This is a genomic window from Edaphosphingomonas fennica (assembly GCF_003034225.1).
Taxonomy (GTDB): domain Bacteria; phylum Pseudomonadota; class Alphaproteobacteria; order Sphingomonadales; family Sphingomonadaceae; genus Sphingomonas_E; species Sphingomonas_E fennica.
Genome location: NZ_PHHF01000034.1, coordinates 1 through 11204, shown reverse-complemented (window position 1 = coordinate 11204; position 11204 = coordinate 1). Strand labels below are relative to the sequence as shown.

The following is an 11204-nucleotide window of genomic DNA, read 5'->3' as shown; positions in this document are numbered from 1 at the left end:
TGCCCTTGCCAAGGGGGCGTCCACATATGAATCACATTCCCGACGCCAAGGGAATCCTGTTTATGGGTCCCGACCCTAGGATCGCAACGGCGCTTGGCACGGAACCAGCCGAATTGCTCAAGGCTGTTTCAAAATAGGCAGAATTGCGAATGATCAGCGATCCGGTGTTAATGTGTTAATTTCTGCATTAGTCATATCTAACAATCGCTTGCGGGCATAATTTCCTGTTTATTTTATGTTGATTTGAATATCCGCCGCTGCATCCAGAAGTTGGCGCGCGGCACAGAGGCGAAATGGGGCGATTACAGCGCTGACTCGCGGTAGGGGTATCCACGGGGGCGGCAACCCCTGTTTCGTGCCCCAGCGCCCGGCGCTGTCGGCCTGTGCGGCACCTACGGCGCGCGCAACGCACCTCCCCATAAGCTGGCGGCAGTTTTTCCCGTGAATGTCGGTGGCTGATGCGCGTTGGAAAAGGTGCGTTGTCCCTAAAGGGGTAACCCAGCTACGCACCCTGCGGGGTGCTGCTGGCCCCTGTGGGGTTCGGGGCGCGTTAAAGAGCGACAATTCACCCTCAACGCGCCCCAGGTGCGTGGCAACGCCCCTCACTGCGTCACCATATAGACGTTGCCCGAAGGAGCCTTTTCGTCGGCATCTACGAGACGGCTTGCAGCCCGCAGTCTGTGGATGGCATCGCGAAGCCTGACCTGCGTGAGCTTGCGCTCTTGGTTCATCTGGTTGGCGCGCTGCCCCTCCAGTGACCTGCCGCTGGGATATTCGCCGTTCTCGACCGCGCGCTTCACCCATTCCCAAACGAACTGTTCGTCCTCCGCGTCCTCGGCACTCCTGTCCTGTTTGAAAGGATAGTCAGCACCAGGCGCTTCTTCCGCTGGCGTGGGAGCGACAACGAGTGACGACATATAGTCGCCGTCTTCGTCCATTCCGATTTGGACCACTTCTAGCCGGAATCGCGTTCGAGCGCCGGTGCTGCCGTCCTTCACCTTCGCGAGGACAAATTCAGCCGCGAGCGCTGGGTCGTCCTTGTCGCGCTGGCACTCAATCACAAAGTCCATCGCCGCATGGAGGCCGGACCAGCCGCGCATCCCGCGCGAACTGTCCTTGCCACTGTGATGGATCAACAAGACGACGCCGCCGAGCCGCAATTGCAGATCGCGGAAAATGCTGATCATCTCCGCCATCGCGCTGCTATTCTCGTCAATGCCTGCCGAAGCGTGCGCTAGCGTGTCAATGCACAACACGCCGCCAGCCCAGCCCTGCTCCGTCAGCGTCGCGACCAAGGTGTCCCGGTCCGCCTGCTCGCGCAGATTGATCGGTTCCATGATGACCGAAATGTTGGTTCGCACGTCATCGGGCGGGATGACCGAAAACAACATTTCCGGGTTCTGCCGTGCCGCCTGCGCCAACCGCCATGCTTTCACGCGATTGGGGATGCCGCCTTGGCCCTCGAATGGGACATAAACGGCAGGGGCAGCCCGCACCCGATTGCCGAACCATTCATTTCCGTTCGAGATGTGCGCCATCAGGTCGAGAGTGAGGAACGATTTGAAGGTGCCAGAATCACCATAAATCGCGCCGATGCCGGCATCGGGAATGATTCGCTTCACCAGCCACCGCAACGCGGGGAGCCGGTCCAAGTCACCATCACTGAGCAGGCGGAAATGGCGCTGACTATGTGGCGGCGGCCCCTGCCACAACAGCCCCGCCGCCATCGTCTGCCCGTGCTGAACGCTCGCGGCGTCGTTGGCGAGGTGCTGCATGGCTAGAGCCATGGTCGATTGTGCGTAGTCGATTCGCCTTGCCTTCTTCCGCTCACCGAGCTTCGACATACGAAACGTGCCCCAGCATTCGCCGGGGGATTCGGTGAGCGGCAGGAGCAGCTTGATAAGGGCCAAATCTGCCTCCGATTGCGAAGGATAACGTCCTTCCCAGTCCCCGCCGAACAAGCGCCCTAGTTCCCCACCATCTTCTGCCGCGCGTGTCGCCGCGCTCCAATCCGCGTGATCTTCGCCCCAAAGCTCAATCTTGGCGGGTGGCTCTGGCACCATCAGCGATACCATGTTGGTGAGCAGCGCCTGCCGTTCCGCGATAGGTTGTTCCCGCACGACGTTGCCGGTGCAGATCATGAATCGCGCCTGCGAATATATCTCCACCCCATCGCGGCGCTTACCATCGCCGATCTTGCCTCTCACCCAAACGTGGAAGCCGCGTCCAGACTGGGAATGCTCTGTATAGCTGTCGAACTGGTCGATGATGGACTGATAGCGATCAAGCGCTTCGCGCGGCGTGCCATCCTTCACGTCCATGTCGATGCACGAATACGGATCGTCGGCCGTCTGGATATATCCGATGCCGCAACCTCGCGCGACTGCGCTGCGGCTGGGCTTGGACAACCACGCTTCAAACGTGGTGGTAACGTGACGCTCGATCACGTCCGAGCTGGAACCCTTCAATTTGCCCGGTCGATCCTTGTAGGCGTCTGCCACATCGCGGAGCGTCACCGCCACGGCGGCGTCGTGCTTCTTGGCATCGCGCGGGTCGATCCCCTCGCGCATGTCCTGCAACAGCTTCTGCGCCCGCTTGCGCGCGGCGTCCTCGGTGTAGGTGCCATATGCGCCGATTGTGAACTGGATCGATTTACCGGCGACCCGTCCCATGACGATGAACACCCGACGCGGCGGCTTGCCCAGTGCTGGGGGCGAAGCGACCCGCAACCCATAGCCCTTCACCGTCTCGTCCCAATGGACCTGATAACCCTTCTCCGGCGCTTGGACCTTTCGATAAACGCCTTGGTGAGCTTCACCATATGACCTCCTTCTAGCGCATTTCTAGCACGCGGCACAGTGCTACGACGTGCCGCCACGAGCTTGCAAGGAGGTTATATTATTGACTTACAAGGAGTTTTAAGGCATCCGCGTGCAGCTACGGGTTACTGCCGGGCCGGGTGTCCCAAACTTGAAAACCAGCGACGGGGCAACCCGTCCGTGGGTTCGAATCCCACCTCTTCCGCCACTTCGGAACAACGGTGGGCACTCCGCCCGCCGCCGTGGCTACGCCGTTAGCGGCTAGCACTCGCAGCAGGTTGCTCTTTGAGCCCATGATCCGGACTTCGCCCTTATCGACCTCTACCCGCTGGGCGAGCGCGCGTAGATGGTCGCGTCGGTAGCCGCCGCCCTCCAGCCGGATACGTCGCCGCGCGGTAGAGGCGAAGTCGCGCAGCATCGTCGGCGTGATCGCCTGTTGCGCCGAGCTTACGAGCAGCGCTGAGGCGCGCTCGGCGTCCGCTCGCGCCTGATCGCGGGTCGCCTTCAATCCGCTGATGCGATCCTTGAGCGCCGGATCATCGAGATCGGCGACTCCACTTTCGATCGCGTCATACAGCCGCTTCAGCCGTAGCTCCGTCTCCGCAGCGCGCCGGTTCAACTCAGCGATATGCTCCCGGCGTCGCTCGGATCGGTCCTGCCGGCGGTCCAGAACCTCCGACAGCACGTCCTCAAGTCGATCGGGATCGAGCAGCCGTTCGGCCAGATGATTGGCGACGAGATCATCCAGCCGCTCCATCGCGACGGTCATCCCCTCGCAGGCAGTCGCGCCCTGCCGCGCCTTCATCGAGCAGGTGTAGTAGCGGTAGCGCCCACCCTTGCCGGTGCGGATCGTCATCGCGCCGCCGCACTTGCCGCAGTGGATCAGTCCCGTCAGCAGCGTCGGGCCGCCGACGACCTGCGGATGCGCGACCTTCGGGCTGCGCGATTTCAAGTGCGCCTGCACCGCATCGAACATCGCCTGGTCGATGATCGCCGGAACCTCGACCGCGATCACTTCCTCGGCCGGCTTCAATTCCTTGCTCTTGCCGCGCTTGTTGAACTCATGCCGGCCCGCGTAGGTCGGGCGGGTCAGCATCCGATGCACCGTGCCGATGCCCCAGCGCCCGCCATCGCGGGTGAAGATGCGGCGCTCGTTGAGATGCTTGGTGATCGTCTTCACACCCATCGGGCCGGACGTGCCGTCGCCTTCCAGCGCCAGCTTGAACGCCAGCCGCACCGTGTCGGCGTGAAGCGGGTCGATCTCCAGCTTCTTCTTGACCTTCGCCCCGCGCTGCTCGGCCGCGACAATTCGATAGCCGATCGGCGGCAGCGAGCCGTTCCAGAAGCCCTGGCGGGCATTTTCCTTGAGCGCGCGCAGGACGTGCTTGGCATTTTCCTTAGACTGATACTCGTCGAACAGCGCCATGATCCGCCGCATCATGTCGTGCATCGGATCGTCGCCAAGCTCCTGCGTGATGGAGACGAGGCGAACGCCATTCTTGCCTAGCTTCCTGTAATAATATTCCATCTCGAAAGCGTCGCGGAAGAAGCGCGAGAAGCTGTGGACGACCACCACATCGAATGGCGAAGGCTTGCTCGTCCCAGCTTCGATCATCCGCTGAAATTCGGGACGGCGATCATTCGTGGCCGTATTACCCGGCTCAACGAACGTCTCGGTCAGTTCATAGCCGCGCGCGACACAGTAAGCTTCGCCCTGCTTGCGCTGATCCGGGATCGAAACGTCATGCTCGGCCTGCCGCGCTGTCGAGACGCGCAGATAGAGGGCGGCGCGCAGCGGCACAGTCATGGCAACTTCCTCACATCATTGGCATGGCCCGAACAACTCGTCGAACACATCGCCGAACCATGCCTCGAACACATCCACTTCGACGCTCGTAACCGGCACACGATCGGGCCAGTCGTCGGTAACGGTCCAAGTAGAAAGGTCGTCTTTGGGCGGTCGACCGGCACAAGGCCGAGGCGCGCTGACCGGCGATCGGGCGTAATCGAGCAAATCGTCCGGGCAGTATGCGGGACGGCGTAGCGATCGGCGACGAGGCTTGCGAAAAGTGGCCATGCGGGCACGGTGCCGCCCGTCCTGCCTTGGCGCAAAGGCTCCGACGTGGCGTAGCGCAGATAGGGGCGGACGGCGGCGCGGTTCATGGCTCGCCCCACGGGTTTACGACCGTGATGCCGCAGTCGGCGAAGTCGGCGACGTTGCGAGTCGCCAGCCGCGCCCCTCGCGAGCAGACGATCGCAGCGATTTGCGCGTCGATCTGGCTGATCGGCTGGCCACCTTTCCGCCGCCCAGCCGCGATGTCGGGATAGGCATTCGCCGCGTCGGTATCGAACGGCAGGACACGCCCCGCCAGATCGACATCGAACATCGGCTTCGCAGCCGCCATCAGCCCGTCCCGGCGGCGACCCTCCGGCAAAAGCGCCAATCCGTAGAAGATTTCCGCCTGCGTCAGCGTCGTCGTGAACACGCCCGCCATCGGCTGCTCGGCGATCCAAGCCATCACTGCCGCATCCGGCTCGCGCCGCATCAGCTCGGAGATGACGTTGGTGTCGAGGACGATCATTCGCCGAAGTCCACCGGCGGCCGGATCGCTTCGCGCGGCATGGGAGGCAGATCGATGCCACCCAGCGGGCTGAACCGCTCATGGATCGCGTGAGCGAGATTGCGGGGTCGTGGATCGTCAGTTGAGAGCGCTGAGCGCAGAATGTCGCGTGCCTCATCCTCCATCGACCGACCATTGACGGCCGCGCGCACGCGGAGGCGCTTCTTGATCACATCGTCGATGTTCCGGATCGTCATCACCGCCATGTCAGCCTCCATAAGTCAATGACTGCATATTAGTCGATGCTGTGAAAAATTGCAAGGTCAGCAGGTTGGACGCCTCCCTGCGGGACCGCCGCTCTATCTCCGCTGCGCTCCGACCGAGCCTCTGACGGGTCTCGGCCCTGCCGGGTGACGATCAGCATGGCGGGGCGGCGCGATCCCGCGCCGATCGGCCAATCCGCTGGGCGGATTCACATGGTTTGAGCTGCGGAGATCGGGCCAGGGCTGCGCCGGCCCGATCGCGTTGACGGTCGTTGCACTCACCGAGATGGGGTGGGCGTCGCTTCCCTCTAGGCCCGCCGCGCCGGGCCGCAACGCGCGTTCCGCGCTTACCTCCTCTGCGTTCCGGTCCTGCGGATGCTGCCCGGCTCCGCCGGCGGGCCTGCCGGTCGCTCTTTCGCCGCCCACCCCATTCCGGGGTGTGTGTGGTTTTGAAGGAGTAAGAAGATGAACGCCGTTACTGAAACCGTTGCCGCCGAGCCTGTGTCGGGCGTCGAGATTTTCGTGCCGCTCGCCAAGCTCAAGAAGTCCCCGCGCAATGCCCGCAAGGTGCCGCATGGGGAGGCCGCTATCGAGGCGCTGGCCGCGTCGATCCAGCACAAGGGGCTGATCCAGAACCTTGTGATCGAGCCGGAGAGCAAGGAGGACGGGACGCCGACCGGCTATTACCTCGTCACCGCTGGCGAGGGCCGCAGGCTGGCGATGCTGCTGCGCGCCAAGCGCAAGCAGATCAAGAAGTCCGAGCCAGTTCGCTGCTGGCTGGATACGCTGAACGATCCGTCAGAGATCAGTCTGGACGAGAACGTGACGCGACCGGCACTGTCACCAATGACGGCGTTTCGGCCGCCACATTGACGACGGGCGCGGACAACACCACCACCACTTTCTCCGGCGCCCTGATCGACGGTGCATCGGCCTTGGGTCTCACCAAGACCGGCATCGGCACCATGACGCTGACGGGCACGGGCAACAGCTACACCGGCAACACGCTGGTTTCGGCGGGCAAGCTCGCGGTGAACGGATCGATCGCGTCGAGCAGCCTTTTGACCGTCGCCAGTGGCGCCACGCTGGGCGGATCCGGCACGGTGGGCGACACGGCTATCGCCGCCGGCGGCCGCCTCGCCCCCGGCAATTCGATCGGCACGCTCACCGTGGCGGGCGATCTGTCGCTGGTCGGCGGATCGATCCTCGATTTCGAACTGGGCGGATCGGGCACCCTCGCCAATCCGGCCTCCGGCGCCAGCGATCGCATCGCGGTGACAGGCGACCTCACGCTCGACGGCACCATCAACCTCAGCCAGAGCGCCTCGCCGGCCGATGGCACGGCGGGCTTCGGCTATTACCGGCTGATCACTTATGGCGGCACGCTCACCGACAATGGCCTTGCCATCGGCACCACGCCCGCCCTCGCCGATCCGGCCGCCTATCAGATTCAGGCGGGATCGGGCCGGGTCGATCTGTTCGTCGTCGCGGCCGGCGATGACACGCTCCAGCACTGGCAGGGCGGCAATGGCAGCTGGGATGCAACGGGCGCCATGTGGCTCAGCCAGGGTGGCACGATATCCGTGGCCTGGGCTGGCAAGAACGCGGTGTTCAAAGATGCCGGCAGCTTCACCGGTGGCGCCATCACCGTCATCGGCGATCAGGGCTTCCAGGGTCTTCAGTTCGTCGATACCGGCTATGTGCTAAACGGCACCGGCCGGCTGGTGACGGACGGATCGGGCCGTGCGGACGGCAATGCCGAAATCCGCGTGCTGGATAATGCCGCAACGATCGGCGTCGTCATCGCGGGTGCCGCCGGCATCACCAAGACGGGCGCCGGCAATCTCCATCTGAACGGCACCAACACCTATGCCGGCGGCATCCGCATTGCCGACGGAACGGTCATCATCTCGCAGGACGCCAACCTGGGATATCGGGCGGGATCGCTTTCGACGGCGGTGCGCTCGCCTTCACGAACGATATGTCTTCCAACCGGGCCATCGTCCTGAACAGCAACGGCCAGCTCGATACGATCGGGTCCATCGCCGTCACGCTCGGCGGAACGGTTTCCGGTGCGAGTGGCCTGCTGAAGACGGGCGACGGCACGCTGACCCTCGCCGGCGCCAACGGCTATACCGGCGACACCATCGTCGAAGGCGGCACGCTGGTGGGCAGCAGCGCTTCGATCCGGGGCAACCTCGTCAATCGCGGTCTCGTCATTTTCAACGAGGCCCATCAGGGCACGTTCGCCGGCAATATCGGCGGGCAGAACGGCTTTGACGGCACGATGCGCAAAACCGGTGCCGGGGTGCTCACGCTGGGTGGCACGTCCAGCCTCGACTGGGATATCGCGCAAGGAGGGCTGGCCGCCACGAAGGGCAGCTTTGCAGGCGATGCCATGATCGCCAGCGGCGCGTGGCTCACCCTCGCCGGCGGCAGCGCCGGGACCTATGCCGGCACGCTTTCGGGCAGCGGCATATTTGAACTGGTCGGCACCGGCCGGCTCACCCTGACCACGGACAATTCGGGCTTTGCCGGCTCCACCCATGTTCTGGATGGCGCGCTGCGCGTCGATGGAACGCTGGGCGGCTCGATCCTGGTCGATTCCAGCGCGACGCTGGAAGGCACGGGCGAGGTTGGCGCGGTCACCATGGTAAGCGCCGGCACGTTGAGCGGGCGGGCGGGCGATACGCTCACGATGGGCAGCCTGACGCTCGCCAACGCGTCCACGATCGCGGTGCAATTGGGTGCTCCTTCCGCGGCGGCGCTGTTCGACGTCACCGGGGATCTGACCCTCGACGGCAGGCTTTCCATCACCGATGCGGGCGGCTTCGGCGCGGGTGGTGTCGCTGTCGAACCGTTCGTCGGAATCGCCCATGTCGTGCTCGATAGCGAGGCGGCGCGCGAACGCGGCGGCGCGGCGGCACTGGCCGTCAGGCATGATCGCATGGCGACCAGCTTCGCCACGCTCGGCGCGCGGCTGGCCCATGGGTTCGATCTGGGCGGTGTGAAGGCCGATCTGCGCACGGTGGCCGGCTGGCGCCACGCCTTCGGCGATCGCACCCCCGAAGCGGCTCTGGCCTTTGCCGGTGGCACGCCCTTCACGGTGACGGGGGCGCCCGTGGCCCGGAATGCGCTCAGCGCCGATATCGGCCTTGGCATCGCGCTTTCCAGCCAGGCGCGGTTCGATATCTCCTATGCGGGGGATATCGCCTCTTCCACCCAGAACCATAGTGGCAGGGCTACCTTCTCCTGGATGTTCTGAACACCCGAACCGGCGCCGCTCAATGGAAAGCTCGCTCAAACGAACGCGCGGTTCCATCTCCGGCGGCGCCGGGACGGGTAGCGAACGCTCTTGCGATCAGCATCTATGGCACGGCACGCCCGTCGTTCGGCCATCCCCTGACGATTGGGGATGGCCGCTCGCTCAACGAGCGCGCCCAAAATCCGTCGATCAAAACGGTCAGAACGCTCCAACCCTGCGGGCGCCTTCTTCGGTGGAACCACAGCGGTCAGTTCCTGGCCCGGTTTTCATCGGCCGCCGCGAAATGCGCCAATTGATCGGCGTGCGCCTTCTTGAAGGCGGGGCGAGCAACAAGACGCTGGATATAGGCCTCCGTCGCAGGCCGGTCGCCACGGGCGCGAATGTCGGGAATGCGCAGCACATCCGCCATCATGAGATCGGCAGCGGTGAACCGGTCCGCCACCAACCATTCGCGGACACTCAATATCGCCTCCATGTGCGCAAGCCGGCTATCCACCCAGCCGGACAGGCCATTTTCATGATCGCCCGAGAGCCCAAGGAACCACCAGGGAACGCTGACCATCTCGATCGAGTTGAGCGCGGTGATCACCCATTGGAGCGTTTCGGCCTCGCCGGTCGCATCTCGCGGCATCAGGACTTCGCTCTTGCGCGCCAAATGTAGCAGACAGGCGCCACTCTCGAAGATCCTGATCTCGCCATCGTCAAGAAAGGGCACCTGCCCGAACGGCTGCCGATCGAGATGGTTTGTTTGCCGATCCTCGAAACGGATCAAGCCGACGTCGTAACTGAGCCCCGCTTCTTCCGCCGCCCAACGCAAACGGAGATCACGGACAAACCCGCGCGGCGCCTCGGGCACCCAATCCAGGGTCCAGATCGTCAGATTTTCACCCATGGATCGATATCCCTTCGATTTGCGAACCTGCGACAACAAAAACATCCAGCTAACGCAGTCGGGTCCATGTCCGCTTGCCGCGACACCTTGACATGGCGCGTTTGGACGCCGTCCCCCCCAAATCAATCATCGTTCTCAATCTGAACGGAGGACAGTTATCAGGCAGCCGAAATCGAACTCTGGATGGCGGCCAAGTCGGCGCCTCCCGCCAGGGTGCCGGGAGGCGAAATTCGGCCCCATGTCGGGTTTTCGGTTATTTCCGGCCCCGAGCGGCCGTTCGGGGGTCGACGACGTTGAGGACTGTGCGGAATCAGGCCGTAGATCGCCGTAAGCAGCCATTTGATTTGCGAGCCGTGAGACTTAAGGGATTGTCAGGCCGCGCTGCCACGTATGACGACCGCCAGAATGAAACCGCCAAACCGGAAAGAGGCCCCGACCTGTCTGCGCTGTCGGGACATGCCCTAACGAGCGGCATTCTCGCGCGCGGCAATTCTCTCGACCAACGTATTTATCGCCGTCTCCATCGCGCGCGCAGTTTGGTCGCCGCTCTGGTTGGTGATGACGAATATGCCAAGATCGTACTTCGGCATGATGTAGATGTAGGACTGCGAACGGGGCACGCCACCATGATGCGCATAGTAAACGCCCTTCAAGTTGTCGCCGCTGACGATGTTCCAGAAATAGCCGATGCTGAACTCGGAATCGAATTCGACGAGGGCATGATGCGATTCCGTCACGACGGGCCCGCCGGCCAACTGGAATTTGAGGTACTCCACCATTTCCGGTGCAGTCGCCTTTACGTTTCCGGATGCGCCCCAGGGCAACTGCGGCATTGGCGTGGTCGGCACCGCATTGTCGCTGTGATAGCCGACCGCAAGCCGCGGCGCCTCCGCCTCGCTCAACCGGATTTTGAGGCCGCTTATCCCCGCAGAATCTTGAAAGAACCCACGTAACAGCGACTCGTAGTCGCGCTTGTAAACCGTTTCCAGAATATGCGCCGCCAGCTCGGTTCCGGTACTGGAGTACGCGTAATTCTTTCCAGGCGTCTGGCGAATCTCGACAGCGTGCAGGTCCCTGAAGAAATCCGCCTTGCCATAGCGCGCGTAAATGGCATTGAGTTCGCGGGGTGTACGCTGATCCGTGAAGTCCGCCAGCACCGTGTTCGCCCGTTCCGGCAACATGTTTGGCAGGCCGCTCGTATGCGACAGCAAGTGACGGATGCGGATGGGATCGCCCTTGTACTGCAGGTTCGGATAGTCCCCGTGCAGATATATCCGGACATCGTCGTCCAAACCCAGCCTGTGCTCCAGGACGGCATTTGCCATTAGGGCCGGGACTCATAACCACCATGTGATGGCGGCGGCGAGGTGGATGCTGCCGAGGAAGACATCGGCGCGGCGGTCA

General features: G+C 63.3%; 8 protein-coding genes and 1 pseudogene. 3 read left to right on the top strand and 6 right to left on the bottom strand.

Features of this window, described 5'->3' with window-relative positions; all coding sequences use genetic code 11:
• Positions 1-602 precede the first annotated feature (602 nt).
• From CV103_RS07810 to CV103_RS07790, 4 genes are all read right to left on the bottom strand, one after another.
• The gene (locus tag CV103_RS07810) at positions 603-2744 is read right to left on the bottom strand and encodes an AAA family ATPase (protein WP_107394553.1); all 2142 of its coding nucleotides are present in this window, start codon (positions 2742-2744) and stop codon (positions 603-605) included.
• Positions 2745-2937: 193 nt separating this feature from the next.
• Complete coding sequence (locus CV103_RS07805) at positions 2938-4626, bottom strand: recombinase family protein (RefSeq protein WP_107394552.1); 1689 nt, start codon at positions 4624-4626, stop codon at positions 2938-2940.
• A 352-nt stretch (positions 4627-4978) separates the two neighbouring features.
• Positions 4979-5401 carry a type II toxin-antitoxin system VapC family toxin gene (locus CV103_RS07795; protein WP_107394550.1) on the bottom strand — a complete coding sequence of 141 codons (423 nt, stop codon included), beginning with the start codon at positions 5399-5401 and terminating at the stop codon, positions 4979-4981.
• Positions 5398-5646 (bottom strand): FitA-like ribbon-helix-helix domain-containing protein, encoded by a 249-nt coding sequence (locus tag CV103_RS07790; RefSeq protein ID WP_107394549.1) that lies wholly within the window; start codon positions 5644-5646, stop codon positions 5398-5400. The genes CV103_RS07795 and CV103_RS07790 overlap by 4 nt, the downstream gene beginning before the upstream one ends.
• Positions 5647-6108: 462 nt before the next feature.
• Between CV103_RS07790 and CV103_RS07785 the strand changes: the two are divergent.
• The 3 genes and pseudogenes from CV103_RS07785 to CV103_RS22115 all read left to right on the top strand — a co-directional run.
• Positions 6109-6501, top strand: a pseudogene (locus CV103_RS07785) (ParB/Srx family N-terminal domain-containing protein); the annotation flags it as partial.
• Between the two features lie 11 nt (positions 6502-6512).
• Entirely contained in the window at positions 6513-7652 is a 1140-nt protein-coding gene (locus CV103_RS07780) for an autotransporter-associated beta strand repeat-containing protein (RefSeq protein ID WP_146163402.1), read from the top strand.
• Positions 7625-8908, top strand: a complete 1284-nt coding sequence (locus CV103_RS22115) for an autotransporter outer membrane beta-barrel domain-containing protein (protein ID WP_146163401.1) — start codon at positions 7625-7627, stop codon at positions 8906-8908. The genes CV103_RS07780 and CV103_RS22115 overlap by 28 nt, the downstream gene beginning before the upstream one ends.
• Positions 8909-9155: 247 nt before the next feature.
• Here CV103_RS22115 and CV103_RS07760 read toward each other — a convergent pair whose 3' ends face one another.
• On the bottom strand, positions 9156-9800 hold the full coding sequence (locus CV103_RS07760) for a glutathione S-transferase family protein (RefSeq protein ID WP_107394554.1): 645 nt from the start codon (positions 9798-9800) through the stop codon (positions 9156-9158).
• Positions 9801-10261: 461 nt separating this feature from the next.
• The gene (locus CV103_RS07755; protein ID WP_281258468.1) at positions 10262-11125 is read right to left on the bottom strand and encodes a serine hydrolase domain-containing protein; all 864 of its coding nucleotides are present in this window, start codon (positions 11123-11125) and stop codon (positions 10262-10264) included.
• Positions 11126-11204: the final 79 nt, after the last annotated feature.